Origin of the sequence: Alkalihalobacillus sp. AL-G (assembly GCF_030643805.1) — a bacterium.
GTDB lineage: Bacteria > Bacillota > Bacilli > Bacillales > Fictibacillaceae > Pseudalkalibacillus.
The window spans coordinates 1,339,747-1,364,991 of the sequence record NZ_CP094656.1 but is presented as its reverse complement, the minus strand read 5'-3'; the positions used below and the strand labels follow the sequence as shown (position 1 = coordinate 1,364,991).

The 25,245-nt window shown below is 40.1% G+C and carries 29 protein-coding genes and 2 pseudogenes; 4 read left to right on the top strand and 27 right to left on the bottom strand.

Features of this window, described 5'->3' with window-relative positions:
• Positions 1-66: 66 nt before the first annotated feature.
• The gene (locus MOJ78_RS06975) at positions 67-1,329 is read right to left on the bottom strand and encodes a LysM peptidoglycan-binding domain-containing protein (RefSeq protein WP_304980472.1); all 1,263 of its coding nucleotides are present in this window, start codon (positions 1,327-1,329) and stop codon (positions 67-69) included.
• A 212-nt stretch (positions 1,330-1,541) separates the two neighbouring features.
• Between MOJ78_RS06975 and MOJ78_RS06970 the strand changes: the two genes are divergently transcribed.
• Complete coding sequence (locus MOJ78_RS06970; RefSeq protein WP_304980471.1) at positions 1,542-2,939, top strand: sodium:solute symporter family protein; 1,398 nt, start codon at positions 1,542-1,544, stop codon at positions 2,937-2,939.
• An 82-nt stretch (positions 2,940-3,021) separates the two neighbouring features.
• Here MOJ78_RS06970 and MOJ78_RS06965 read toward each other — a convergent pair whose 3' ends face one another.
• The 17 genes and pseudogenes from MOJ78_RS06965 to MOJ78_RS06895 form a co-directional block, all read right to left on the bottom strand.
• Positions 3,022-3,537, bottom strand: a complete 516-nt coding sequence (locus tag MOJ78_RS06965) for a DinB family protein (RefSeq protein ID WP_370529776.1) — start codon at positions 3,535-3,537, stop codon at positions 3,022-3,024.
• Positions 3,538-3,777: 240 nt separating this feature from the next.
• A complete protein-coding gene (locus MOJ78_RS06960) occupies positions 3,778-4,320 on the bottom strand; it encodes a GNAT family N-acetyltransferase (protein WP_304980470.1) in 543 nt (180 codons plus the stop codon).
• A gap of 41 nt (positions 4,321-4,361) precedes the next feature.
• Entirely contained in the window at positions 4,362-4,571 is a 210-nt protein-coding gene (locus MOJ78_RS06955; RefSeq protein ID WP_304980469.1) for a hypothetical protein, read from the bottom strand.
• A gap of 21 nt (positions 4,572-4,592) precedes the next feature.
• Positions 4,593-5,138 (bottom strand): histidine phosphatase family protein, encoded by a 546-nt coding sequence (locus MOJ78_RS06950; RefSeq protein ID WP_304980468.1) that lies wholly within the window; start codon positions 5,136-5,138, stop codon positions 4,593-4,595.
• Positions 5,138-5,716 carry a GNAT family N-acetyltransferase gene (locus tag MOJ78_RS06945; protein ID WP_304980467.1) on the bottom strand — a complete coding sequence of 193 codons (579 nt, stop codon included), beginning with the start codon at positions 5,714-5,716 and terminating at the stop codon, positions 5,138-5,140. Before MOJ78_RS06945 ends, MOJ78_RS06950 begins: the two co-directional genes overlap by 1 nt.
• Positions 5,717-5,740: 24 nt before the next feature.
• Positions 5,741-6,070, bottom strand: a pseudogene (locus tag MOJ78_RS20905) (NUDIX domain-containing protein); the annotation flags it as partial.
• Positions 6,071-6,200: 130 nt separating this feature from the next.
• Complete coding sequence (locus MOJ78_RS06940) at positions 6,201-7,094, bottom strand: phosphotransferase family protein (RefSeq protein ID WP_304980466.1); 894 nt, start codon at positions 7,092-7,094, stop codon at positions 6,201-6,203.
• Positions 7,095-7,613, bottom strand: a pseudogene (locus MOJ78_RS06935) (HAD-IIIA family hydrolase); the annotation flags it as partial. It lies immediately after the preceding gene.
• Between the two features lie 33 nt (positions 7,614-7,646).
• Positions 7,647-8,189, bottom strand: coding sequence for an MOSC domain-containing protein (locus MOJ78_RS06930; protein WP_304980465.1), 543 nt, complete (start codon positions 8,187-8,189; stop codon positions 7,647-7,649).
• 295 nt (positions 8,190-8,484) lie between these two features.
• Positions 8,485-8,811 (bottom strand): hypothetical protein, encoded by a 327-nt coding sequence (locus tag MOJ78_RS06925; protein ID WP_304980464.1) that lies wholly within the window; start codon positions 8,809-8,811, stop codon positions 8,485-8,487.
• A 17-nt stretch (positions 8,812-8,828) separates the two neighbouring features.
• Positions 8,829-9,263, bottom strand: coding sequence for a GNAT family N-acetyltransferase (locus MOJ78_RS06920; RefSeq protein WP_304980463.1), 435 nt, complete (start codon positions 9,261-9,263; stop codon positions 8,829-8,831).
• Between the two features lie 22 nt (positions 9,264-9,285).
• Positions 9,286-9,612, bottom strand: coding sequence for an HIT domain-containing protein (locus tag MOJ78_RS06915; protein WP_304980462.1), 327 nt, complete (start codon positions 9,610-9,612; stop codon positions 9,286-9,288).
• Between the two features lie 39 nt (positions 9,613-9,651).
• Entirely contained in the window at positions 9,652-9,921 is a 270-nt protein-coding gene (locus MOJ78_RS06910) for a GNAT family N-acetyltransferase (RefSeq protein WP_304980461.1), read from the bottom strand.
• Positions 9,864-10,181: a hypothetical protein gene (locus MOJ78_RS06905; RefSeq protein WP_304980460.1), complete on the bottom strand. Its 318-nt coding sequence runs from the start codon at positions 10,179-10,181 to the stop codon at positions 9,864-9,866. Before MOJ78_RS06905 ends, MOJ78_RS06910 begins: the two co-directional genes overlap by 58 nt.
• Positions 10,182-10,313: 132 nt before the next feature.
• The gene (locus tag MOJ78_RS06900; protein WP_304980459.1) at positions 10,314-10,724 is read right to left on the bottom strand and encodes a hypothetical protein; all 411 of its coding nucleotides are present in this window, start codon (positions 10,722-10,724) and stop codon (positions 10,314-10,316) included.
• A gap of 527 nt (positions 10,725-11,251) precedes the next feature.
• Entirely contained in the window at positions 11,252-11,449 is a 198-nt protein-coding gene (locus MOJ78_RS20900; protein WP_370529809.1) for a LysM peptidoglycan-binding domain-containing protein, read from the bottom strand.
• 225 nt (positions 11,450-11,674) lie between these two features.
• Positions 11,675-12,610, bottom strand: a complete 936-nt coding sequence (locus MOJ78_RS06895; protein WP_304980458.1) for a bifunctional helix-turn-helix transcriptional regulator/GNAT family N-acetyltransferase — start codon at positions 12,608-12,610, stop codon at positions 11,675-11,677.
• A gap of 166 nt (positions 12,611-12,776) precedes the next feature.
• Between MOJ78_RS06895 and MOJ78_RS06890 the strand changes: the two genes are divergently transcribed.
• Positions 12,777-13,385: a class I SAM-dependent methyltransferase gene (locus MOJ78_RS06890; protein ID WP_304980457.1), complete on the top strand. Its 609-nt coding sequence runs from the start codon at positions 12,777-12,779 to the stop codon at positions 13,383-13,385.
• An 81-nt stretch (positions 13,386-13,466) separates the two neighbouring features.
• On the opposite strand, the gene MOJ78_RS06885 is transcribed toward MOJ78_RS06890, so the two are convergent.
• From MOJ78_RS06885 to MOJ78_RS06855, 7 genes are all read right to left on the bottom strand, one after another.
• The gene (locus MOJ78_RS06885) at positions 13,467-14,744 is read right to left on the bottom strand and encodes a serine hydrolase domain-containing protein (RefSeq protein WP_304980456.1); all 1,278 of its coding nucleotides are present in this window, start codon (positions 14,742-14,744) and stop codon (positions 13,467-13,469) included.
• Between the two features lie 90 nt (positions 14,745-14,834).
• Positions 14,835-15,974 (bottom strand): DUF2927 domain-containing protein, encoded by a 1,140-nt coding sequence (locus MOJ78_RS06880; RefSeq protein WP_304980455.1) that lies wholly within the window; start codon positions 15,972-15,974, stop codon positions 14,835-14,837.
• A gap of 158 nt (positions 15,975-16,132) precedes the next feature.
• Positions 16,133-17,284 carry an anti-sigma factor gene (locus tag MOJ78_RS06875; protein ID WP_304980454.1) on the bottom strand — a complete coding sequence of 384 codons (1,152 nt, stop codon included), beginning with the start codon at positions 17,282-17,284 and terminating at the stop codon, positions 16,133-16,135.
• Entirely contained in the window at positions 17,277-17,780 is a 504-nt protein-coding gene (locus tag MOJ78_RS06870; RefSeq protein WP_304980453.1) for a sigma-70 family RNA polymerase sigma factor, read from the bottom strand. Before MOJ78_RS06870 ends, MOJ78_RS06875 begins: the two co-directional genes overlap by 8 nt.
• A gap of 154 nt (positions 17,781-17,934) precedes the next feature.
• Positions 17,935-18,531: a class I SAM-dependent methyltransferase gene (locus tag MOJ78_RS06865; protein ID WP_304980452.1), complete on the bottom strand. Its 597-nt coding sequence runs from the start codon at positions 18,529-18,531 to the stop codon at positions 17,935-17,937.
• 61 nt (positions 18,532-18,592) lie between these two features.
• Positions 18,593-19,240 carry a pentapeptide repeat-containing protein gene (locus MOJ78_RS06860; protein ID WP_304980451.1) on the bottom strand — a complete coding sequence of 216 codons (648 nt, stop codon included), beginning with the start codon at positions 19,238-19,240 and terminating at the stop codon, positions 18,593-18,595.
• Between the two features lie 191 nt (positions 19,241-19,431).
• Positions 19,432-20,133 (bottom strand): DinB family protein, encoded by a 702-nt coding sequence (locus MOJ78_RS06855; RefSeq protein ID WP_304980450.1) that lies wholly within the window; start codon positions 20,131-20,133, stop codon positions 19,432-19,434.
• Positions 20,134-20,473: 340 nt separating this feature from the next.
• On the opposite strand from MOJ78_RS06855, the gene safA reads away from it, so the two are divergent.
• Positions 20,474-21,097 (top strand): SafA/ExsA family spore coat assembly protein, encoded by a 624-nt coding sequence (gene safA / locus MOJ78_RS06850; protein WP_304980449.1) that lies wholly within the window; start codon positions 20,474-20,476, stop codon positions 21,095-21,097.
• A gap of 609 nt (positions 21,098-21,706) precedes the next feature.
• On the opposite strand, the gene MOJ78_RS06845 is transcribed toward safA, so the two are convergent.
• Positions 21,707-22,936 carry an MFS transporter gene (locus MOJ78_RS06845; protein WP_304980448.1) on the bottom strand — a complete coding sequence of 410 codons (1,230 nt, stop codon included), beginning with the start codon at positions 22,934-22,936 and terminating at the stop codon, positions 21,707-21,709.
• Between the two features lie 220 nt (positions 22,937-23,156).
• Here MOJ78_RS06845 and MOJ78_RS06840 point away from each other — a divergent pair, with 220 nt between their 5' ends.
• Positions 23,157-23,756, top strand: coding sequence for a pyridoxamine 5'-phosphate oxidase family protein (locus MOJ78_RS06840; RefSeq protein WP_304980447.1), 600 nt, complete (start codon positions 23,157-23,159; stop codon positions 23,754-23,756).
• 92 nt (positions 23,757-23,848) lie between these two features.
• Here the strand turns inward: MOJ78_RS06840 and MOJ78_RS06835 are convergent, their stop codons facing one another.
• Positions 23,849-25,102, bottom strand: a complete 1,254-nt coding sequence (locus MOJ78_RS06835) for an MDR family MFS transporter (protein ID WP_304980446.1) — start codon at positions 25,100-25,102, stop codon at positions 23,849-23,851.
• Positions 25,103-25,245 lie beyond the last annotated feature (143 nt).

Below are 25,245 nucleotides of genomic sequence, written 5' to 3'. Positions count from 1 at the left end.
TTTTGAAACAACTTTATTGTTTTTTAAACGACTTTATTATCATGAAACACAACCGAGTTGATCATTTCAAAACCTCAATATTCTTCTGTACATAAGCCCAATTTTGTGGAAACGGAAACGTAATCGCCAGTATGTCATTCCTAAAAGATCATATACTTCCATTTGCATGTATTTCGGGGTAACACTCCGGATATCTTCAAACCAGACAACATGCCGGACACCATCTTCCACATACGTATAACCCGGTGCATGGGCATTCCAATTATATTGGATCGGTGCCCAATTTGCGATTGCACGATTTTGCAGCGCATTGACGGCAACCATTTCTGCCCGATTACTAGGCTGTTGCGGTAACTTCCAATCATAACCATACAGGTTCATCGCCATCATCACTTTCCGCCGATTGATCTGACTTGTGGCATATTGTAAAACTTGCTCAATCCACCAGACAGGTGCAACTGGGTCAGGTGGTCCGATTGCATAACCATAATCAATCGTCATGACAGAGACGATATCAACAATTTCACCGATAGCACGGTAATCAAGAAAACCGATCAGCCTATTGGTCGGGTCGTCACTCGTTTTCGCATGTGCATTGATTTGAAGAATACGATTCCCGAGTGCCAATTTTAATTCTCGCAAAAATGAGGTGAAATCAGTACGTCTCTCCGGAGAAATGAATTCAAAGTCAAGGCTCACTCCTACATAACCTTTTTGATCGACAGCAGTCACGATATTGCTAACGAGAGTTTGTCTGAGAACCGGGTTGATTATCACTTGATCACCCAATTCTGTGCTGAACGTTCCCCCTTCATAATTACTGACAACCATGAACGGTCGTATATTATACATGTTGACAGCCTGTAAAATCGCTTCATCGTCCGCTTCAATTAAGGCCCCTTCACGATTGAACGAATACGTGAAGATGGCGAGATACGTAATGCTTTCGGCGTTTTCCCTTAACGTATGAAGATAAGGATCTGGATCAAACGCATCGAAAAAGACGAGTGACTGCATGCTGTATTTTTGCAAGGTCGGGATACGAATTCGTTGAGCTACTCTAAGTGAGTATGGATCAACCCCTGGATTCGCCATCATAATCGCCTGAACGGATGAACCGAATTGTTGTGAAAGCTGCCAAAGTGTATCACCAGGTCTAATTTGATAAAATCGTTCTGATGGACTTTGGTCAGGAATATACAGATTCAATCCTGGGACAAGAGCATCCGAAACGAGTCCGTTGACGCGCATGATTGTCGTAATTGGAAAACCATAAGCACTCGATATTCTCCACAGCGTGTCGCCGGTAACTACTGTATGAATCGCCATATCACTCCCCCACCCCATCATCATTCTTCCTACTATACTTATTTATGAGCAACGTTGAAAATGAGGGATTCAGCTGGAACTTTGAAAAGAAGATGACTGTACCACAGGTATATAAGGAACATAGGATTTATTGCCATATCAATGTACATAATACTGGAAAAAGAATACAAACTAACAAAATAAGAAAATAAATATAAGGAGTGATATATAAAATGGAACTCGTTCATGATCCAACGCTATTATGGTATGTCGGTGCTTATGGCGTCATAATGGTCATCCTGGGTATTTATTTTGCAAGGAAAGTCTCGAACAGTGAGGACTTTATTCTTGCAGGAAAAGGACTAGGAGCAATTGTCTTAACAGGTACACTCCTTGCCACTTGGACAGGGAGTGGAAGTATTTCTGGCGGGGAGACTTCGATGGCTTACAGCTACGGAATTATCCCTGCATTGTTGTTAATGTTGCCAACTTTATTAGGGATTGGTGTCCTATATTTTATTGCCCCAAAGATAAGGGAATTTGGGAAATACACAGTTTCAGGAATATTGGAGGAAAAATACGGCCCTTTTGCCAGGCTTATAGCAGGAATAATCATAATCCTAGCATATGTCGGCATCGTTTCATATCAAATGAAAGGTCTCGGGTTTATTTTAAATATTACAACGGGAATGTCGGTAGCACTCGGAACGATAATTGGTGCTGCTTTAATTATCTTCCTAGCAACCATTGGAGGATTAAGATCGGTTGCACCTACTGATGCATTAAGTGCATTCTTGGCAATTATAGGTCTGGCTATCACACTGCCAACTATATTTTTTCTTGCAGGTGGTTGGGATGACATTATCGCAAACGTTCCTTCAGAGCACCTTACCTTTTCAGGGACACTTACAAATTTGCAGTTATTAGGCTTTTTGTTGCCTTCCTTGTTTCTTTTATTAGCGGATCAGAATATGTACCAAAGGCTGGCTTCGTCTAAAGGAGATAAATCCTCGAAAGCTGCTCAGATTGGCTGGCTTCTCGCAATGTTAGTGATTTCCCCAATGATCTCCTTTATCGCATTTGCATCAAGGTCATTGTTCCATGATATCGAACCAGGCATGGCTTTAATGGCGACTACAGTTGCCATGCCGACGTTTGTTGGTGGAATATTACTTGCCTCGGCAACAGCCTTCATTGTGACCACAGGTAATTCCTACTTGCTTTCTGCCGCAACGAATGTAACCTATGACATATTCGGTAAATACATTAAAAGAGATGCTACAGACCGTCAATTGTTGAATATAACAAAATGGTTCATCGTCATATTAGGTGGATTAGCTTTCGTGATTATAAGCTATTTCCCGACTGTGCTATCCGTACAAATGTATGCCTATACAGTATACGGTGCTGGAATCACACCGGCTGTGTTGGCTGTGTTTTTCTGGAAACGAGTCAATCTGCAAGGCGGCGTTTCTTCCATGATCGCAGGTGTCGTCACTACGCTTATATGGGAGATTCCTTTAGCAAAGCCGTTCGACTTAAACAGTGTGCTAATCGCAGTACCTGTTGCTGTAATCGTATTAATTGTTGTTACTTTAATCACTTCGGACCGTTCAGAGGGAATTGCATGATTCATCGCAACTTCCTGATTGAAACAATCATGTGAAAATGTTAAAGTACGTCGTTCCGGGGACATTGACAGGCTGTACAAATTCAGGATAAGAAAGGGATCATTTTCAGTTGAATTCGTATTTGACCTCGATGGTTGATTTCGTCCTCAATAACATGAAACCAGATGAAATAGTTATTCGATGGTTGATTATCCCATAGTCTTTCCGAATGCAGCCAAGTATCGTCTCGCCTCCGGAACTCCTCTAATGTCCGATTCCGAACTTCATATAGCTTGTCTATATAAAACGTTAATGGCTGATCTTTAATTTCTTTTCTCCCTAACTCACCTAGGCCATAGGCGGCACCCCACTCGTCGTATTCCTGCTCATTCGGATTTCTGCCGTCAAATATCTCGATCTGAAACCCTTTTTCGACTGCAGCAATATGTAATAATAGAGCACCAATCGAATTAGCATTTTTATTATGTAGATGATCCAATTCCTTGATCGTTAGTCCATGAACAGCATCCAATGTCGTCTTTCTTGCATAATTCATCATCGAAACGAGGCGCCCGATTTGTGGCGTATAACCTTCCAATTCTTTTACCTTGAATTCCAAACTAAAATCTCCTTACCCAGTAAATTAATATTTTTCAATTAAACAACGTTTGCGGATAGACAAGCTCTCCGTTTATTCGTGCAGCTCTCCATCCTCCAGTTCGCACACCTTGAAGACTTCATCTGGGAACATCGAATTGTATTAACTCTAACCCATAATCTCTTGCAGTCTTAAAAGCGAGTCTAATTAGTTTTAAAAACTTCACTATCACCCTCTAATTTCTCAAATCGTATCATAATTTCACTTCTCCCGATTCAAAAGTTCCATAAAGTCTTCCTTATAAAAACCATGCAAAACACAGGACCGTTTCTCTTTCTTTTCTAAAAACGCATGCTCTTCAAGGAATGCCGATTCGATGTTTAATCGGATAAACGGCAGCTTTTGCTGAGCCTTGTGAGAACGGATGTTTTCGGTTCTTGCACCCGCAAATACAATGTCTAAACCCAATTCTTGAAAGGCAATTTTCAGGATCGCTTCCTTTGCGGGTCGATTATACCCTTTCCCCCAATATTCATGACCGATCCAAGTACCGATATGCGCCGATTTCGTCTCATGATTTATGAACATAAGGGTGATAACACCAATCAATTCGTCTTCTTCATTAATAATCACTCGAGAAAGCGTCTGCCCATCTTCCTCTTCCTTTATAACTGCTCTTATAAAGGCACGTGTTTCCTCAACCTTATCCACATTTAAACCTAATGCATCTTTCACTGGTGGTGCAGAGGATAGTTCAAACATTCGATCTGCATACTCTAAACTGTGTTTTTTTAGTAAAATCATTACACCGGTCCCTCCTGCATGGTATAGGAAAGTATGTTTCATTAAATGTTTTCATTTTTTGTAGCTGGCTTGGCTTCCAATGTCTGACGATCAGATTCAGAAAGCCTTTTATGAATCTCATTCAATAAATAGAGCCCTCTGAACAACCCTCCTGCGAGAATCCCAAACCCGAAAATAAAACTGATTTCAGGCCCAAAAAGGAATAAAATATAACCCAAAATTATAAACAATCCAATAGTCAATATAACCATGATAATCCCCCGCTTTTACATCTAATCGATCAGCCAAACACGTTCAATACTTGTCGTGCGGTTTTCAATTCGCAACTCGTATACATCTGGATTCGTCAGTGCTTTCCATTCCTCGAACCCGATTCGTTCATCAAAATGCTTGAGGAGCAGGGACATCAGATTCCCATGCGTGACGATAACACTGTTCCGACCTGGGCGTTTTAAAACATCCTCAACGACCGCTACAGCTCGAACCATCGCCATATTACTCGACTCTCCACCTTCATAACACAACTCTAAATCATCGTATGTTTTACGTAGCATCTCCATCCAATCCGATCGGGTTTCACTTGATAAAACGCGTTCTTCTAAACGGTTATCTAGTGCCATTTCGATTCCTTGCTCATCAGCAAATGGCTGGATCGTCTGGACAGCTCTTTCATACGGACTGGTTACGATATGCTCAATATTTTTATCGGATAAAAATTGCGCTAGTTCCTTCGATTGTATAACACCTAATGCCGTTAACGGAGCATCAGCAGCTTGTCCTTCCGCCTTACAATGGCGCACAATATAAATATTTTTCATTAGCAGTTCCTTTCTGAGCCTTGAAATTCGTCTTTTGAGAGCTTCATAATCTGATTGTCTTTATACTCGCCATCATGCAGTTCACGCTTAGGCAGAACTTTCACTTTTTTAAAACCGCATTTTTCATAGCATCGGATTGCACGGGCATTCCACGTTAGAGGATCTATGTAAATATCCTGAACTTCTTGTTCTTCGAATAAAAATTTAATGATAACTTTTATGGTCTTCGTCCCGATGCCCTGATTCCAGTACTCTAACTCACCAATGAATAAATCGATTCCATACTGTGGTTGGTCCTCCTTTGCACCGTAATCATGAATTTCATCCATTTCCAATGGATAATACTGCAAATAGCCAATCGGCCTGCAGTCAAATTCAATGATACAAGGTATAACCTCATCCTCGCCCAACGCACGCCGCCCAAACTTTTCATGGATTTGCTCACGTGTGTTCTTTACACTCTTACCCTCATAGTAGCTTTGAACCTGCTCATCATTCAGCCATTTATATAGCAGTGAAAAATCATAATCGGTATATTTCAGCTTTCGGATACTAAGTTGCCCATCTTTAGCAACCATTTAATAAACACCCCCTTTCCATCACTATAGACTACTTTTCCAAAACGATGATATAGAATCTAAGTTGTGAATTAACTCGATTAACGACGATGGTTGAAGATTATATCTTTCTAACTCATCAAGTTTCACCCAAAGAAACACTAGGTGATCTTCTTTGCTATGAAAACTCTCTGCATCCTCATTCCCAATCACAGCTTCAAATATATAATTGATTTCTAAATGATGATGTGTACTCGACTCCCATTGATGTTCGACATCCCCTAGGAAGCGTTTTATGTTCACCTCTACCCCTAGTTCTTCCTTCATTTCACGACGAAGCGCTTTTTCTGCACCCTTCGAAATCTCGACGTGTCCCCCAGGTAAAAAGTATGGTGATACCCTTTCGCTTCCGCTATTAGAACCTCACCATTTCGAACTATCAGCCCTCTACTCAACCGGTGGAATTTTTTTATCTTCATATCAAACTCCTTTAATGAAAGGTTTTCTATATTTCAGCTTTGATTTTCTCATAAAGAGTGGTAAGTCGATTCTTTGCTTGCTCGCCTTGTTGTTTGTCATCAAGTTCTGTGTAAAACAATAAGGTGAGCATCACTGCAGTATCGTATTGATAGAGCCATGTAACGATATCCGGCACTCGTTTCATTTCGGTTTCAAAATTGGGATAGCCTTTGATAAAATCATCATTCAGCAGTCTATAATCTTGGATTCTCATAAGCTCCAAAACTGGATCACCGATCAGAGCATTTGTCCAGTCAAAGATCGCTTTGATTCTCCTATTACAAAAAATCAAGTTTTCAAGCCGAATATCCATATGCAGCAGCCTTGATTTTGATGGATAGGAGTTGAGAATAGACTGAAGCTCTAACTGCTCGGGTAAGGGAAAATGCTGACCGGAAAATCGTTCAAATGCTTCTGTCCGTTCGATGATCCGACGAGATAAATCGTGATTAATATCTCTTGTTAGATTTACATGTTCGGGAGGTAACGCCATGTTGTGCAGTTTATGGACAAGCACTCCAACCTCTTCAATTGAAGCACCTCGATCATCCCCTTCGATAAACTCCTGGATAATGAAATCTGTCTTCTCACCAAACTGAACGTAGAATATTTCAGGTACTGGGATGCCTTTATGAAAGCAGTGTTCGGTTAGACTCACCTCTTTTTCAAGTCCCCTTCTAGAATCTATGTCTCCATCCGTTTCATTAGAGGAAAACCTATTCCACGGAACTCGTATCACAACCTCATTCCACTCTTCAGTCGTTACCTTGAATACACAATTCTCCACACCATAAGCGTACGGATTTATTGAAGTTATCCTACAAATCGATTCGGATTCAGTTCTAACTAATTCTAATAAATGATTAATCTTTTGCTTCATTCATTGCTCCTTTATGCCTTTTGAGAACATCCATTCAACTGCATCCTTTAAGTCCTCCGCTATGTAGTCCGGTTGTGTGTCAGTCCATAAGTGGCGATGTTTGTTTAAAGAGTCGTTGCCTGCTCCGGTTTTTACGAGAATTTTAGTAGCACCCACCGTAGAAGCAGCAACGATATCACTCCAGCGGTCTCCAATTACGACACACCTTTTAAGATCCAAAGCATGCTTTTCCGCTGCCTCTAAAAGCATTCCGGTGCCTGGTTTTCTGCAAGCACACCCTACCGAATGATGATGCGGACACAGATACACATCATCAAATCCAAAACTCTCTGACTCTTTTATAAAATCGGCTTCATTAGCCAGACCATTTGATGTTCCTGGCTGGTTGGTAAACGAAAAGACTTTGATACCTTTTTCTTTTAGCATATTGATCAGATTCTGTGAAAAAGAAAAAAGCTTAAAATCTCCTGGATAATGAACCGTGTCACCTCCGCCGATTGTTCCATCTCTATCTAAAAAACTGCTTCATATATGTTCGAAAGCTCCTTTTACTTAAACTCGTTCAAGTGGTTTGTACGGCTTTGCCGGGAACTCAACAGTAATCGAATCACCTGGACGAACCACTCCATCCTTTAAAACAATCCCCATCACACCCGATTTACGTATGAGATTACCTTGCTCATCACGATCCAATACTGCGGACATCAATCCCGGTTGAAATTGATCAAGCTGCTTACATGGATTACGCAATCCTGTTAACTCGACCACAGCAGTCTCACCAATTTTCAGTCTAGTACCAGTTGGCAGTCCAAGGAGATCTATTCCTCGTGTCGTGATGTTCTCACCGATCTGTCCAGCGGAAATTTGAAAGCCTGAAGCCTGTAATTCGTCATATAATTCGGCGTGAATCAGATGGACTTGACGCAGGTTGGGCTGTGAAGGATCTTTCGCAACCCGTGATCGATGCTTTACAGTTTCACCCATATGCGCATCTCCTTCGACACCGAGCCCTGCCAACAAGCGGATGCAACCCTGATTTGCCTTACTGAACGAGTGATTTTCACTAATACTTACTGCAGTTACAATCGTTTCCACCTGTTCTCCACCTTTTCTATCAAGATTTGTTTATGTGTTTGTTATTTTTGGTCCCGTAGATCCTTAACAATTTCTTGGGCTTTTTCATAGTCTTTTTTATAAACTTTAATTGTGTGAGTTGTTGGACCAGCAACTGCAATGGTAGCATCACCAGAGCTAACTTGATATTCTGTTATCCCTGCCTCTTCTAACTTTTGCTTGGCATGTTGTAGTTCACTTGCATCTAAAGCTGTAAATACATCTTACGTCCTGGCAATAAACGTTTTATAAATCCAATCAAGCATCCGTGTACCTCCTACTTTTCCAAATGCCTCTCATATGCAATATAGGAATAGAGTCGATAAAATACTGCCAACAGGAAAATTACTGAGGTAAATCTTGTTCCACCTTCTGCAAAAACGAGTAGTCCAAAACCGAACAAAGCAGCAACAACCACTCCAAAGTTTCCCGAAAAACCATTTATCGGTTGATTAGCGAGAAAAAACGTTTTAGCTCCCTTCAAATCTTTCGAATAACAGCTTTCGTGATACGGAACAACACTTACAAACATCGTTGCCGTAACCAAATCTTCTCGATTGTTAATTTCCCCATGGCACTTGTCACAATAAACCGGTTTAGCCATTATTGCCCCCTATATTTCTATAAATCTACTTTACGTTCATTTTTAAAATAAATGAGTTCAGGATCGCCCTCATCGAGATTATTTATCCATCCGCATTTCTCATAACCGAGCTTGGAAAAGACCTTCTGCATTCCCTCATTCGATTGGTTCGTTGAAGAGAATATCTTTTCTGTTGGAGAAATTTTTTCAAAACCCCTAATTAATGAACTTGCGATTCCCTTTCTTCTTTCAGAAGGTTTTACGATTACGAGTGAGATGAAACTGCAATCGAAAAACTGCGTGTTGTAAACCAAAAAACCACCGACAGAACCATTTACTATTACAATCAGACAGCGCTGTTCTTCAATAGCTTCCTTCAAAACTTTTCTTCTGCTTTCATCACCAATTGTCTCTGAATCTATTTTTACGATGTCCTCTAATTCATTCAATGCAGCCAAAACCGCCTGTTCCATAAAAACTCCCCCACGTCTAAGATTACGATCTCGCTCCTGAAACAATGTGCCAGTGCAAATGCTTCGAGTCCTGGTAGTCTCCAAGATTTGTGATCACCCGACATGCACCATATTCCAATTCAACCTGCGAAGCTACTATTCGTACAACATTCATTAATTCATTGAACAGATCGTTGTCACTTTCATTTATCTTTGTAAGGGACGGAATATGCTTTTTCGGAATGGCGACAATATGTACTTCATAGGCTGGTTTCGTATGATAGTATGCCAGTATATTCTCAGTCTCATAAACCTTCTCCATCTCAGTTTTTCCGCTTAACACCCGATCACAGTAAAAATCTTGGGTCATTTTTCTCCTCCATCATTAACCTTATTTTTTTATAGTAAGTTAATTCTCTTCCAGGTATTTTTGAAGTTTTTTAACATCATCCCAGCCATAGGCAAGTTCGTTATATCCCTCTCCAGCAATTTGCAAAACGGTTCGTTCGACCATTTTCCCTCCCAATGCTTCATAAAAATAGCGTGATTTATTGTCTTCCAATACCCATACGAGTAGTGAATTGAGTTTCAACGCGATAAGCTGTTCCAACAAAGGCTTGATCAGCGCTCTACCCAACCCTTTTCTTTGATAGGATTCCAAAATATAAATCGCATACACTTCCCCTTTATAGGAAGGATTGTCTGATCGCTCGGGTCCACCGCTTGAAAACCCGACGTTTCCCCATGTTCGTTCTCCGCCACAAAGACAAAGTGGTTCTTATTGTTGATCATTTCATCCCAACGATTTTTCCGGTATTCAATGGATAAGCTGTTTAGAAACGTATCAGCGACAATTCCTTGATACGTTGTTTTCCAGCTCTCAACATGTACTTTCGCCATGCCCTCTGTATCTTGTATGCTTGCTCTTCTGATTTTCATTGTCATCCCCAATTCCTTCATCTCGATTTTTCATCTTATTACCTTCTCTCATTTTCCTTAAAATCCCTGCAAAAAAGACACCTCTTAATACAAGAAAGGTGTCGAATGTTGAACGTAGGGATTTTTTTAAACTCAATATTTATAATTACTTAAATATTTTACAAACTGATCGTAACTGTATGTTTTATATATTAGCCCTTTTGAATCAAAGACGAAGTATGCGGGCATGCGCTCGATTTCTAATTGAGGATGCTTTTCTTGCAAGAACTTTAATTCCCCTTGCTCCCCAATGACATGGCTGAATTCCGGATGGACTCCTGCTTCCTCCAATTTACTGTTTAATTGACTCATATCAAGATAGGTACCGACTGAAAATAATGCAACCTCACCATTATCTGCGAATAGAGGGCTTAGTTGCACTTCATCAACCGGCTTGGGAATTGAATCACTGAAAAAGACGAAGTCAAAAAAAGCTATAACGAGCATAAGGGAGAATGCGATGAACGTTACCCTTTTTGTTTTTTCATTATAGGTGGATTTCATAAAACAACTTCCCTTTCTCCATAAAAAGGATTGCAATGAACCAACTTATATTTTTTCATATTTGCTACTTGTCAAATCATTTTTTTAAATTGCAAGTAGATAGGTAACAAGCTTTTCATGATCGCTATCTGTTTGAGAATGATTTAAAAACTCTGATCGGTTCCATACATGCAGGGCAGGTTAAGGAAGGAATGAAGCGATTTGGCAAATTCAGCTTTTAGCAAGAGTCCTCGCCTTGTCTTTGTGGTATATTCTTGAATTCCCCGGGAAATTGTCGAATGATGGCATCGGAAAGTACATCGGACATTCCTATCGCTTGTGTTTCAATTTGATCGAATACCGTCACATCTTTTGAAGTCCTTCGCAGTAATAAGGTTTTATTGAATTCCCCATATCCGAAGCATTTTGAAGAAGGCGGGCAATGACTTCATTTTATCCGGTAAATCGAACACCAGAATGATGATCGTCATGCGAGTCCAGGATATTTGCTACTCCCAAAGAACCCGGTTCCTGCTTTTCAATTCTACCTATGTTTGAGTGATGCAATAAGGTGTTGTTGATGGTGTAGTCGACCAAAGTATTATTGTCCTTGAGGCATTGGGTAATAATATAATTTGTCCGACATGAAGGTCAGTCGGGTCAACTCCAGGATTCAATGCTGAGATCGCTTCAACCGATATTTTAAATTTTTGCGCTAAATTCCAATAGCTATGATGCGGCTGGATGGAATTACGAAATCCCCCTCTTGAATTAGGATTACATAGTGCTCCATCCCCTCTAATGCTACACAGTATTCAGGCTAACGGGGATATGTGCCTGTATAATACTGCCTATAACCCAACCCCAGTCGTGTATCTAGCTCCCGCTATTTATGAAAAATCGAAAAGATCCAGCCATTAATAGTGAATCCTTTTCCTGATTGAGATGTGTTTTTTTAAAAAACAATTAAATTACAGTTTCAATTCCCACGTTTCTCCGGTCATTTCATCACCGAATTTCGAATGCTTTTCTTCAGCAATTAATTGAAACCCGGTCTTCTTATAAATGTTTCTTGCCTCTGTCAGCACATCATTGGTCCAGAGCACGAGTGTTTTGTATCCTTTTCGTCTCGCAAACTGAATACATTCCTCCACAAGCTTCGTCCCTAGTCCGAGCCCTCTTGCTTTTGGATCAACTAGTAATAGGCGCAGCCTCGCAGCGGTTTCGCTTTCTTCTGTAAGGAGTACAGAACCGACATTTTCACCATTCATCTCCGCGATCCAGCACCTTTCACGTTCCGGCCTATAGTTTTTGATAAAATCCGCAGCCAACTGTGAAACCAATGCTTCAAAGTTTGTACCCCAACCGTATTCATCAGCATACAAAACACCATGTTTATAGACAATCCAACCCATATCTCCAGATTGATGTTCACGAAGAAAATAAGGCTCAGAAAATTTTAATCCTTTCTGACCATTTAATAAATGTTCAATGGTTTGCATTGCATCTAATAATTGCTGTTGTTTGCAATCATCCAAACTCATAAGTAGTTCTTGGATTTCTTCAAAGGAACGCTCGTTAAGCAAGGCAAAATCCTTTTTTCCTTTTTCAGTGAGCCTTAAAATGCGCTGTCTCCCATCCACTTCTGAACGTTTCTTTTCCAAAACTCCTGTTTCCACTAAGTGGGACAAAATCCGGCTCATATACCCTGCATCCAAACCTAATTCTCGTATCAGGTCAGATGAGGTCATGTCATTTTTCTGTGCAATTTCAAAAATGACCCTCGATTCTGTTGGTGAATATGAACTATGTAACAACCCTTCTTTCAGCACACCTATTCTTCGGGTAATGAATCGATTGAAGTGACGAATCGAGTTGATTCGTTCTTCCAAGCTAGCTAATTTCATTAAATTCCCCTCCCAAACATTTACTTGCTTTAAGCAAATATTAATTTATATTAGTTGCTTTTGTCAAACAACACCTTTGATTATTATATTCTAGTTCTAGTGAAAAATTGTTAAAGGAATCGAAGAAGAAAAAAAGAATAAGACTTTATAAATGGGGTGATTCAACATGGGAACCTTTAAGAAGTTTAAGTACCAATTTCAAAAACCAGAAGGCTTATTCGGACGACTTGCCGGAACATTAATGGCCTCGGTCGGTTTTGAAAAAAATGTCTGGACCGTTTCACTATTAGAATTGAGCAAGGATGACAATGTGCTGGAAGTTGGATTTGGACCTGGGACCGCAATTCAATTGGCAGCCAGAAAAATTAAGGAAGGAAAGGTTGTCGGAATCGATTACTCTGAAGTGATGTTGCAGCAAGCTCAGAAACGGAACAAACAGTCAATACAAGAAGGAAAAGTTCAATTGAAAATCGCTGATGTTAATGACTCTATTTCATTTGACCTTCGTTTCGATAAAGTCTTCTCTGTGAATTCGATCATATTCTGGGAAGATCCAGTTGAAACACTAAAACGGATCCGTCAGTTTATGAATCCGGATGGTGTAATCGCGTTGACCGTTCAACCTTTTATAAAAGGGGCGACAGAAGAAACTTCCAAACAGTTTGGTAATGAAATTGCAAAACACCTTAAACAAGCGGAATTCTCTGACATTAGAGTGGAATTAAAAGAGCTGAAACCCGTCCCCACTGTCTGTGTACTTGGAATTAATCGTTAACCGCTTTTCGGCGGTCATATCGAAAGCAAAACGAGTACAATTCTAATTAAGAGTTGTACTCGTTTTGACCTTCTTTCTCGTTTAATTCACTCTATGCAAAATTCGGCTGCCGAAGAGAACTCCCCAAGCCTGATTTTCTGTTTCATCCATATAAAACTTAATTGGATTATGCTCTTTTTCATCAATAAAGATATGATTTCCAATCGCTTGAGTACGATAATGCTTTTTGTCCGACTTCACTTGAAGTTCATTTTCTTGAACCGTGATTTCGACTTGACTTCCCTCTTTAGACGAATATTCACCTATGTACGTGTCTAACCTTTGTTGTGGTAATGTGATTGGTTCATAGTTAAATCGTTGTTGGCCGCTTGGTATCCCTAATCCTGCATTAATCAACTTCAACCAAACACTCGATGCATTTACTCCACCTACATTCGTTAAAACGACTGCAGATAAGTTCGCCTCCGGTATGACACCAAAATGAGAGGATACCCCAGGCTGCCCACCACTATGTTCAATCAGCGTATACTTTCCATCATATTGCCGAACCTGAACGCCATGTCCATACGACTGCCCCATTAGTAAACGGACCCTAGGAACAGCTAGACGTTCAGCTAGATTTTCTTGCAGTAAATAATGACCATATTTCAACATATCATTTACATTCGACCGTAAACCGCCGCCCACTTCATAGTTTCCAAGCTTTGGCCACTCACAACGTACATGTTGCTCATTTACGAAATCGTATGGAATCGTTACGTTTGCTATCTCCTCAAGGTCTTGTATATTAAAAGTGGACCGGGACATGCCAAGGGGGTTTAAAAACGTTCGTGTCGTGTACTCTCGATAGGACTCTCCTGTCAAACGCTCGATGATCAACCCTGTTAACAGAAACATATCGTTACTGTAACTGAACGTTTCACCAGGTGTATCGAACCAAACTTTTTCAGTCTCTTTTAAATAACTTAAATGATTTCGCAAACGATTGATCGATTCTTTTCGCTCAACCGGTGCTAACCCGGTAGAATGCGATAGTAAGTGAAAAACTTTCAATTTATCTAATTGAGTTTCAGGTACGATGTCTCGCATTTCTGGTAAATAGTTGGCCACAGGATCATTGAGGGATAACTTCCCTTCTTCAGCAAGTAAAAGAACTGCTGCAGCTGTCAGCGATTTCGTGACTGAAGCTGTTCCAAAAACAGTATGTTCATCAACCGGCAGCTTCTTATCGATGTCTCGTAACCCAAATCCCTTTTGATAGATCAGTTCTCCATCTTTTTTTATCCCAACAGCCATTCCTGGGACATGATTTCCTTTCATCCATCGCTTTATGTGTTCCTCAAAGTTTTGTTTGTTCAACGTGTGCCTCCCATAAAATAAGTATTCTAAAGGTTTTAACGTTCACTATAAATGTCATACTAGCTTTTGTTAATTAAAGATGTACTTAAATTATTCTTTTATCCTTGTCTTCAAAACCCTTTCAACGTCAGACTCATCCATACCCGTGTGTATCCCTGGTCGATAAAGGATTTCAATCATTTTTTTGTCCATATCTGTTAGTTCAGTGACCATATTGTTGTTATAAGGATAGAGTATACTGTGTTCATTATTGTTGAAGTGGCCGTACAATCCTAATGAATGTACAATTTCATGAAGGATCGTCGTCTTTCTAAACCGCTGGTCCGTATCGGTACCAATGACGATGATTGATCTGAGAATTCCTTCTTCCGATACTTTTGTCGGTGCGGCAAATCCCACAATCCTTTTATTCCCGTTTTCAAGATCTCCTTTAAATCCGTAATCCTTGAATTTATGTGATGGCACGAAAAAAATGGACAAGGAGTAATCCCCGGTCGAATGGATATCACTTTCCATGATCAATAGATCAATTGGGAGCAACTCATTTATTCTATTAAAATAGGATTCCAAAGCCTCCCTATCTTGCCCTGTCGGGTTTCCATAAATATAGACGGATGCATTTTTTGTCCACTTTAAAACCTTTTGATCCTGTTGTTCCTCACTATGAAAAATGAAATGTTTAAACGTGTCAACTGCTTTCCGCGTGTATGTACGATTGTCAATGACAAACTCCACTTCTTTTTGCGCCAACAATCCATTGTCCTTAACTGCTTTTATGAAAAGTTTGTGTTCTCCTTCTTCGGTAACTGGATTGTTAATGTCATATGGTTTGTCATCCATTTTGACCTTGTACATTACATCCTCTTCTTTTTCAAGACTGAATTTCGCTTGCTTATAATAAACTTCCTTTGGTTCATCTTTAAAAGAAGGCTTATTGGGCGGAATATCATCGATTTCAAACTGGATTGATTTCGTTTGTTCGTTCCACCAGCGTTTTGCAGTTATGGTCAATTTGTAATCATCGTTCTCCGATACTGTGTGACCGTTCTGAATGGTCTCTCCATTCAATTTCAAAGTATATTCGCCGGCTCTATTCTCATCAATCTCGATGATTCGGTCCTTTACATAGACCTCTCCATCTTTAACGCCTTCGATATGTATTTCTGGTTCAGGTATACAACCTGATAACATTAATATTAATAAGGATAAAAAGATAAAAACTTTCCTCAAAATAACCACTCCCCAGTCCATTATAAAATAGATGAGTATGAATGAAGGTGGTAAATGATAGCAATCATCGTGTAAAGTTTTTATGAGCAGCCTTAAATGGTGCAAACATCATGGTTGCTGATCCATTACATTTAGATTAATAGTTTTAAATTTGTTTTCTAATTGACATCTCTCCAATTCCACAGTCTTTTCTCCCCAACTACAGCACTTCCAACCCAGTCTTCATCTTTTAACTTCAAAAGCTCTTTCGTTGGTCCATTCACTACGACTCCATAAATTTTCGTTCCATTTTCATCAATATACTCGATTTGCTCGGATAACCGTTCCTCAGAAGACCAATGGATATCGTCTGCGATTGAATAATATTTTTTCATCAACAATAATGCTTTGAAAAACTCTTCATTACGCTCTTCACCATCACCATAAACTTTTCTACTCTTTGAGTGTGCAGCCCCGCCGAAGGCTTTTAAGATAAATTCCCCGTTTTTGGAATCGAATTGATACTCGGATAAGAAATGATATCCATTTAACGGAAATCCTAATGGTTCTTCTGATGCCCTAATTTCATCCTTTTGTTCAAAACCAGTATCGACAGCGAACCAGGTTGGCCACATGTTTTCCCCTTCAAACTTTTTTAAGATTTCATTGGTCTCATAGTAATCAGATAGGGATATAAACAATTCCGAAACGGTTCCTTCTGGTAAACGTTCTAATACTTCGAACCCTCCAGGAGGATCGAGCTGCTCTTGTTGTTCAGGATAAATGAAAAATGGGTGTTGATAGATATCATCAGGTAATTGAATCGATGATAAATTGAATAAAAACTTTGAATCCAGCTCTCCGATCGTTTCATGATCTGAACCAATCCATTTCCGAAGCTCCGCATCATAATTCATGGTGAACAAGCCGACATTCATACCGCTGCTCCCAACTGTTATATTCGGTTGGGTTGTTTCGATCGTCGCCTTGATGACGTCGATATACGACTCAGAACGATCTGCCGGCTCTCCCCATGTATAAAAGATTACCGACGTTCCCCATCCGATAAACAGAATAATGATGAGAATCGAAAGAGCTGTCCAAGCATTTTGGAACCTTGCCCGCCATTTCCCTCTAGTTATCAAGCTTTTTTGCTTTTTAGTTCTATCTGTACCATTATCCTGTTCTTGATCGTGTGTATTCACCAAATTATCTAAGTAAGACTGATAAACTTCCATTTTATCAAGTTCATTTTCAATCTCTACTTGTTCTTCTTGTAAAAGTTCACCATTGGAATATGCTTCAAGCTTCTTTTTAAAATCTTCACTCATCCGCCCCAGTCCTTTCTCTCTGACGTAACGTTTTTCTTGCTCGAAAAATCAAAATCCGCAAATAGGATACTGATACATTTAAAATGCCTGCTGCTTCTAAATAATTAAATTGATGAATAGTCGTGAGGATTAAAGCTTCTTTCTGTTGAGTCGGTAGTAAATCGACACTTTGAAAAACGGACTGAACCTGTTCTTTTTGAATGATATGCTCTTCAACAGACGTCATATCGCTCATTTCTTGTTCAAAATACCCTCTTTCTTTAATCGTTTCCCTTTGACTTTTCCGTTTTTGGTCGATGAAAGCATTATGTGCTACACGGAACAACCAAGGTTTGATCTTTTCATCATTCAATTTTTCGATATGCAAATACGCACGATAAAACGTTTCCTGCATGATATCTTCAGCCCGACCGTGATCGCGTGATAAAGAAAACAGATACCGATATACATCACGGGCGTATTCTTCATAAATCTTATCCAACGTCTTCTTCCGCATCTGCTTCCCCTCTCTAGATTAACCACGATTCAATACCGGAATTGTTACAATGGATTTTTATTTTTCCTGTAAAAATGCACAACACCGCTCAATAAATGAACGGTGTTCTTAATAAATATTTTGTTTTTGTTCATAAGAATTACTTCCTCTACATTTAGGAATCAAGATTATTGGCATCGATCGTGATCATAATTTTGCTTGAATGTGTTTTCACTCTTTTTATTTTGATTCCTTCCTTTTTCAACAATGCTAGTGTATTCCTGTTCAAGTGGCACCCATCGCACACTCTCTTCCATGCTGGTGTCGCCAAGTCTTGCAGTGCCGCTATAACTCTATTATCGTGACGAACATGTTCGAACAAGAGAATTCTTCCATTCGGTTTGCATACTCTCATGATTTCTCGAATCGCTTTTTGAGGATTAGGTATTGAACAGAAAACTAATGTGCCAACGATCGTATCAAAGGCATTATCGGAAAAATCAAGTTCCTCTGCATCACCTGGTAAAACATCGATTGGAATGCTCGCTTGGGAGGCGCGCTCTGAAGCAATTTTTCTGAAGTAATTATTCGGTTCAATTGCAGTGACTGACACGTCTCGATAATATTGAAAGTTGAAACCAGTTCCACAGCCAATCTCGAGCACATTCCCTTTAGCATTATTCAGCAATCCCGCCCGAATCCTTCCAAATCGATTCCTTTCAACGGGTTCCATCATCCGGTCATAATTTTTCACAAACCACTTGCTTGTCATGGTCAGCCTCCAAATCTCAAAAATGGCTTTTTAAGCTATACGGATTTTAGTCAATATGGTTTCAAAAAGTTTCATCATTGGTTACTAATCCCAACGCTTTTGCAAATCCAACAGCCTGATCAGATGTTATGATGCATCCTTCAAGATTTTCTATTGAGACTACAAGCTTTTCAAAGGTACAACTGCTGAGGTCGATTCCCTTCAGGACAGTGCCTGATAAATTAGCTCCATTTATATCACATTGTTCGAACACTACATTCTTAAATTTCGACTCAAAAAAATCAGAATTACATAATGAGGAATTTCTAAATTGAACGTTCTTACAGTCTGAATATCCGAACGCAGCCATATTCCCGATACAACCGTCCAAAGAGATATTCCGTAAAGCTGAACCCGCTAGATTCATCCCTACCATCTTGCAATCCTTCATATGTACTCTATGCACAATCGCATCGCTGAAGTCGACATTCGATAAGTCGCACTTTTCGAACATGACATCGGTCAACTCTAAGAACCTGAAGGAGACATCATAAAAGGTAACATTTTTAAAAACAACATTCTCAAAACAGAGCTTTTCAATCGTTTCTCCGTTTATTTCGCAGTCACGGATGATACACATATTAAAGTGTTGTTCATACTGAAGCTTTTCCTTCAAGTCAATAGAATCAAGTTCAGACGGTATCTTCGGGTTGGTTATTTTCAAAGTCATAGACTCACCCTTTTTTAATCAAACTTGTTTTGAAGTCAATTGCTTGCTATGAACTTCTCTTGTTTCCCATATTTGTTCAATGTGCCCCTTTGCATGACCAGCAACCATCTTCATCAATTTCCGTACTTCTTCACTTTTACCATTGATGTTAACGGTCCGGTCAAGCCCACCTGGAACCGTTTCGCAAATTTCTAGTATATGCTCTCGTAAATATCTAAAAAGGAAGACAGAGGTTTCGAGTTTTCTTTTTTCATACGTGTTCCATCTACCCAACGATTCGGGTCATAAAGGTTAGTCTTATATTCACGCCCAGGCTCAGCCAATGCGAATTTTATTTTTTGCATAGTTGTGATATCCGAGTCAACCAAGTGCAGAACAGTTTGTCGGATCGACCACTTCTCTGGCGACCGGACCAAATCCAACTCTGATTCAGTCAAGCTATCAAGTGCTTCCTCCAACATTCCTGGACCCCCCCGATACAAATCGATGATCGCTTCATCGGCAAGATAAAGCTCTTCCCAAAAAGCAGGATGATATCCGTCCGGATCAGTCAATACTAACGTCTGGCCAAATCCTTCTTCAATGATAAAGTCAGTGACTTCATGTCCGTTCGATTGCAGTGTGTTGTGCATTTCTTGAAGACCGTCCTGAGTGAAGTAAAACCGGTTACCTAGTTGAGGTTCGAGGAAAACATCATCCAGATATTGCTTTCCGTCTTCCGGCGCCTTTGAAGTTAGTATTGCTGCAGGGTCACCGTCCTTCGTGTTCAATTGCAGAACGTCCTTTTCGGAATCTTCCCATGCCAACATCCATCCAATCGTTCGAGTATAAAATTCCTTAGACGCATTTAAATCTTTCACATGCAAAATCAACCTTGGTTTTTCATTGTTCATTAGACATTAGAACCCTCCTAAATAATTGGATTTGGTTACCAATTTCTAGAATGGTGTGCCTATTCCTCTTTTATTTCGGTGGGAAAGGTTGCCCCTCCAATAAAAATTCATAGTCATTATAAGCTTTTTTTACACTGTCAGATTTACATCGTGTATGTAGTGGGCTGCTCAGAGTTGTTCTAAGGGGAGCTTTGTTATGTATAGTTTTAACACCAACACAAAACCTACTCTTTTAAAAGGTTCGATAAAAACTAGATTTACCCTCTGAAAACTGAATAATTAGATTAGTAGGAATATATTACCGGTTTAAAAGTTTTATAGTTTTTGTTTTACTTTTAGTATGAAAACGCTCACAAAGATTTTCCTCACCCTATTGTTATCCGTAACTTTAGTGACTGGATTTAAGCAAGAGGCATCTGCTGCGACAACCCATACAGTTGAATGGGGAGACACGATGTGGAAAATTGCATTGCGCTATCAGGTTGGTGTTTCTGAAATCATCAACGCAAATCCACAGATTGAAAATCCGAACCTCATCTATCCTGGTCAACGACTGAACATTCCGGAATTGAACGGTGTAAAGTCGATTGAGGCTCAAGTCGTGGAGCTTGTTAACCAAGAGCGGGCAAAGTATGGATTGCAGCCACTTCAAGAGAATTGGGAGTTATCAAGGGTAGCCAGATTCAAATCGAAGGATATGATTCAGCAAAACTATTTCAGCCATACTTCTCCGACGTACGGAAGTCCATTTAAGATGATGAGTGATTTCGGCATTTCATACAGAGCTGCAGGTGAAAACATTGCGGCTGGTCAACGAACTCCTGAACAGGTAGTGAATACATGGATGAACAGTGAAGGTCATCGCAGAAACATTCTTTCAAGCCGTTATACGGAAATTGGAGTCGGCTATGCAGAAGGTGGAAGCTATGGTCATTACTGGACACAAATGTTCATAAGTCGTTAATTAGTTTTGGGCTGATCCGAGGCACCGTTTCAAGATCGATGTCAAAGGGTCAGCCATTTTGCAATTACGCCTTATTCGTGACTGGATTGTCCTATTTATTGTAAATCCCATACCTGATTAACCGCTATTCGGAACGCATTCTCCTATTTATTGTAAATCCTATACCCGATTAACCGCTATTCGGATCGCATTCTCCTATTTATTGTCAGTTCCATATCCAATTAACCGCTATTCGGACCGCAATCTCCTATTTATTGTCAATTCCATATCCGATTAACCGCTATTCGGACCACATTCTCCTATTTATTGTCAATCCTATACCCGATTAGCCGCGATTCGGACCGCACTCTCCTATTTATTGTCAATTCCATATCTGATTAACCGCTATTCGGACCGCATTCTCCTATTTATTGTCAATTCCATATCTGATTAACCGCTATTCGGACCGCATTCTCCTATTTATTGTCAATTCCATATCTGATTAACCGCTATTCGGAACGAATTCTCCTATTTATTGTCAATCCTATACCCGATTAACCGCTATTCGGACCATCTTTTTGCAACGTATTCTCAAGTTTCTATATCAAAACTAGACTATCCAACAGTCCTTTAACCTTCATTCGCCCACTTTTCCAGCGTTTCATCTTTAGGAAGAAGCACCGTAAGCAATCCAAGCAACGGCAAAAAGCTGACAGCCAGCATCGTGAAAGAGATGCTTGTCATATCAGCCATTTTCCCCAGCAATACGGATCCCAATGCCCCCATCCCGAATGCAAGACCGACAATAAGGCCGGACACCATACCGATTCGCCCCGGAACCAGCTCTTGTGCATAGACGACGGTAACTGAAAAGCTTGTATTAAGAATGAAGCCGATTAAAAAGAAAAGCGGAATGACAAGCAGTAATCCGACATGGGGTAAAAGTAGTGCGAGCGGTGCAGTCCCGGCCAAAGACGAGAAAATCATGTTCCTTTTGCCAAGTCGATCAGCAAGCGGACCTCCTAAAAATGTTCCAACAACACCAGCTACGAGAAAAATAAAAACGTAGAATTGAGCCTCTCGAATCGATAATCCGTAATCTTCAATCAAGTAGAATTGATAATAGTTCCCGATTCCCGAAAAGTACCACGACCGTGCAAAAACTAAAAACACAAGAACGCCCATCGCAAAAAGGACCTGCTTTTTTCGAGTAACCGGCACGTTCTTTTTTTGAACCGTTTTCGATACTCGTGGGAAATTGACGAGCTGTTTGCTGTACCACCCGGAAACATATAACAATACAAAAATGGCAATCGCTGCAAATGAAGTGAACCAAACTGCCCCGAATTGGCCGAGTGGAACAAAAACGAGTACCGTCATAATCGGCGCGAGCGAGGTACCTGTATTTCCTCCGACCTGATAAATCGATTGTGCAAGTCCTCTTCTATTTCCAGCTGCCATATAAGCAACACGAGAACCCTCTGGGTGGAAAACTGCAGACCCGAGTCCAATGCCGATTACAGACAAAATGATATATGTAAATGAATCCGCATAGGCGATCCCCAGCATTCCGATTAGGCTAGCTCCCATTCCCAACGGTAAAAGGTAAGGAGAAGTTGATTTATCGGTGTACCACCCCACCACAGGTTGCATGACGGATGATGTTATGTTCAATGTAAACGCAATCCAGCCGAGTTGTGTAAACGATAAGCCCATGGATTGTTCTAAGATTGGGAAGATGGCGGGAATAACCGCCTGCATCGAATCATTCAATAGATGGACAAAGCTAATCGCAAAAAGGATTGGATACATTGTAAGTGCAGGCTTTTGTGTAGATGCTTTTACTGCCCCGACTGCCATATCATTTCCTTCTTTCTTTAGACGTCTAATTCTGAAAATCAGCATAACACGTTTTTGCAAATATGGATATTCGTAAGCTCATAGTGTACATCGGGTTTGGAATGGATATGGACTTTAATCGTGGTATAACACAAACACTATCTAACGACCTACAATAAATGTAACCGGATGTATGCTAGACTATAAATAAATTGCAACAAGCAAATGAGGAGAATTGAATATGTACAGACGAAATGGAGAACAATTCCTTCAGGAAAAATATAACACCAAGAAAATGGCAAAATCATTTTATAAAAACCAAATGCTGGATTACCTTAATTCGAATATGCAAAATTTCATTTCAAAGCAGGAAATGGTGTTCATTTCAACATCAGATCGCGGGGGGAATTGTGATTCTTCCTTTCGCGCAGGGTTACCAGGTTTTGTTCGGGTCTTTGATAATAAAACATTGATTTATCCTGAATATAAAGGAAATGGTGTTATGGCGAGCTTAGGGAACATCATTGAAAACCCTCATATAGGGCTGATGTTCATAGATTTTCTTGAAGATTCAATTGGACTACATGTCAACGGCCAAGCATCTATATTAGAGAATGCGGAAATAAGTGGCCTGAATTTACCTAAACAGAAAAAAGATGATATTGAAAAAGAAGGCAACAAGCCACATCGTTGGGTTGTTATTAAAGTTGAAGAGGCCTATATCCACTGCTCCAAACATATACCGAAGTTTTATCAGAGGAAAAGAGATATCGATTGGGGAACCGATAACGAAATACAAAAAGGCGGAGATTTCTTTCATGTAAAACAATCTAAGGAATAAAAGTATTCTTTACTATTTGGTATCATTCACATATAAAAAAGCTCAGAGAATCTCCAAGCTTTTTTATATGATTAATGTTGTTGAAAAAGCTATTATCCTGCTCTTCTTACTTCGGTCTTACCTTTACGGATATCGAGCTGTGGAGCGATGAAATAGTAGATCAATGTACCGACGAGCCCGATGCCAATGATGATTGCCGCCATCACACTGGACGGCAAGATTGCTCCTAGCGTGACCGTAATCGAAGCGATCAGCATCGACAGGTTGAATTTCAGTCCGTTGAATGCCATATATGAGCTCCGAGCGTCATCCGGGGGAATTGACGCCATGTATGATTGCTCGACAGGTACTCGGAACACCTCTCCGATCGTCAGCAATGCCATCATCACAAGTAAAACCCATATGTTATTCGAGTATGCGAGAACACCATAACCGATGGTGAATACAAAGCAGCTTGTTACAAGAACAGATCTATCCTTGAAAGGGTTCGTCAATTTCGTAACGAACAACATCAGGACTGCAACAAGAATCGTGTTTTCACTTCTCAGGAATCCCATCATTTTAACCCCATCAATTTCCCACATCAAAAATTGTTGTGATGGCATTTCATCCGTCAAACGAATCCCTATGTAATTCGTCAACTGAAACTCAAGCGAAAGGATCAGCACCCCTGCAATGACAAACATCACAAACAGCCGATCATGCAGCACCTTTTTATAATTTGAAAAGAGCTTCAGGACATGACCAGATGGCGTCAGACTCGAGGTAACGGGAGCATAGCTTTCCGAAATGAAAAAAGCGACAAGAAATACCACGAAGCCTGTAACAACACTTAAAGCCATGAACAACTCGAAAAGATATTTTTCAAATAGGAACGCGCCAACAATTCCACCAATCGCGATCGACAGGTTGTTCGCCCAATACGTGATTGAATACATCAGCTTTCGTTGATCCGGCGTACTGACATCAATCAACATCGCCTGATTCGCAGGACCCGCTAATCCCCAGCAAATACTGTTCACCGTCATCATGAAAAACGTAATCAACGGGGCCGAAAACCACGGTGAGTTACATAGCATCATCGTTAAAAACGCAAAAAAACGTAAAAGCTCCGCGAACAGCATGATCTTTTTCCGGCCAAATTGATCCGCAAAATAACCTCCGATAAAAGTAATTCCAATTCCGATAAACACGTTGATAAGCAATAACATACCTGCAACCTTAGCCCCGAAATGAAACGCCAGATAAATTGCCATGAACGGGAAAATCATGCTGCCGACGATCCGACTCATGAACGTCTCTAAAATACGAATCTTAATATTCCTGTGAAAATCTCTGAACCTCATAGGTAATCCCCACTCTCTATCTCTAATGTATCCTCTACTATACAGGATTTTTCTGGTTTTTAAATCAATATTTGTAATGGTTTCACATACGACTTTAGGTGTAGAAATCTCTAGCATGGCTTTTAGTAAATCGCCTTAAAGAT

Bases quoted from the DNA above. Each gene is read 5' to 3' on its own strand.
- MOJ78_RS06895 (WP_304980458.1), bottom strand. From the start codon at position 12,610: ATGAAATTAGCTAGCTTGGAAGAACGAATCAACTCGATTCGTCACTTC.
- MOJ78_RS06970 (WP_304980471.1), top strand. From the start codon at position 1,542: ATGGAACTCGTTCATGATCCAACGCTATTATGGTATGTCGGTGCTTAT.
- MOJ78_RS06900 (WP_304980459.1), bottom strand. From the start codon at position 10,724: ATGAAATCCACCTATAATGAAAAAACAAAAAGGGTAACGTTCATCGCA.
- MOJ78_RS06975 (WP_304980472.1), bottom strand. From the start codon at position 1,329: ATGGCGATTCATACAGTAGTTACCGGCGACACGCTGTGGAGAATATCG.
- MOJ78_RS06840 (WP_304980447.1), top strand. From the start codon at position 23,157: ATGTACAGACGAAATGGAGAACAATTCCTTCAGGAAAAATATAACACC.
- MOJ78_RS06860 (WP_304980451.1), bottom strand. From the start codon at position 19,240: ATGACTTTGAAAATAACCAACCCGAAGATACCGTCTGAACTTGATTCT.
- MOJ78_RS06905 (WP_304980460.1), bottom strand. From the start codon at position 10,181: ATGAAAATCAGAAGAGCAAGCATACAAGATACAGAGGGCATGGCGAAA.
- MOJ78_RS06960 (WP_304980470.1), bottom strand. From the start codon at position 4,320: ATGATTTTACTAAAAAAACACAGTTTAGAGTATGCAGATCGAATGTTT.
- MOJ78_RS06870 (WP_304980453.1), bottom strand. From the start codon at position 17,780: ATGCGGAAGAAGACGTTGGATAAGATTTATGAAGAATACGCCCGTGAT.
- MOJ78_RS06925 (WP_304980464.1), bottom strand. From the start codon at position 8,811: ATGGCTAAACCGGTTTATTGTGACAAGTGCCATGGGGAAATTAACAAT.
- MOJ78_RS06855 (WP_304980450.1), bottom strand. From the start codon at position 20,133: ATGAACAATGAAAAACCAAGGTTGATTTTGCATGTGAAAGATTTAAAT.
- MOJ78_RS06865 (WP_304980452.1), bottom strand. From the start codon at position 18,531: ATGACAAGCAAGTGGTTTGTGAAAAATTATGACCGGATGATGGAACCC.
- MOJ78_RS06890 (WP_304980457.1), top strand. From the start codon at position 12,777: ATGGGAACCTTTAAGAAGTTTAAGTACCAATTTCAAAAACCAGAAGGC.
- safA (WP_304980449.1), top strand. From the start codon at position 20,474: ATGAAAACGCTCACAAAGATTTTCCTCACCCTATTGTTATCCGTAACT.
- MOJ78_RS06835 (WP_304980446.1), bottom strand. From the start codon at position 25,102: ATGAGGTTCAGAGATTTTCACAGGAATATTAAGATTCGTATTTTAGAG.
- MOJ78_RS06875 (WP_304980454.1), bottom strand. From the start codon at position 17,284: ATGAGTGAAGATTTTAAAAAGAAGCTTGAAGCATATTCCAATGGTGAA.
- MOJ78_RS06945 (WP_304980467.1), bottom strand. From the start codon at position 5,716: ATGGTTGCTAAAGATGGGCAACTTAGTATCCGAAAGCTGAAATATACC.
- MOJ78_RS06950 (WP_304980468.1), bottom strand. From the start codon at position 5,138: ATGAAAAATATTTATATTGTGCGCCATTGTAAGGCGGAAGGACAAGCT.
- MOJ78_RS06920 (WP_304980463.1), bottom strand. From the start codon at position 9,263: ATGGAACAGGCGGTTTTGGCTGCATTGAATGAATTAGAGGACATCGTA.
- MOJ78_RS06915 (WP_304980462.1), bottom strand. From the start codon at position 9,612: ATGACCCAAGATTTTTACTGTGATCGGGTGTTAAGCGGAAAAACTGAG.
- MOJ78_RS06955 (WP_304980469.1), bottom strand. From the start codon at position 4,571: ATGGTTATATTGACTATTGGATTGTTTATAATTTTGGGTTATATTTTA.
- MOJ78_RS06845 (WP_304980448.1), bottom strand. From the start codon at position 22,936: ATGGCAGTCGGGGCAGTAAAAGCATCTACACAAAAGCCTGCACTTACA.
- MOJ78_RS06940 (WP_304980466.1), bottom strand. From the start codon at position 7,094: ATGAAGCAAAAGATTAATCATTTATTAGAATTAGTTAGAACTGAATCC.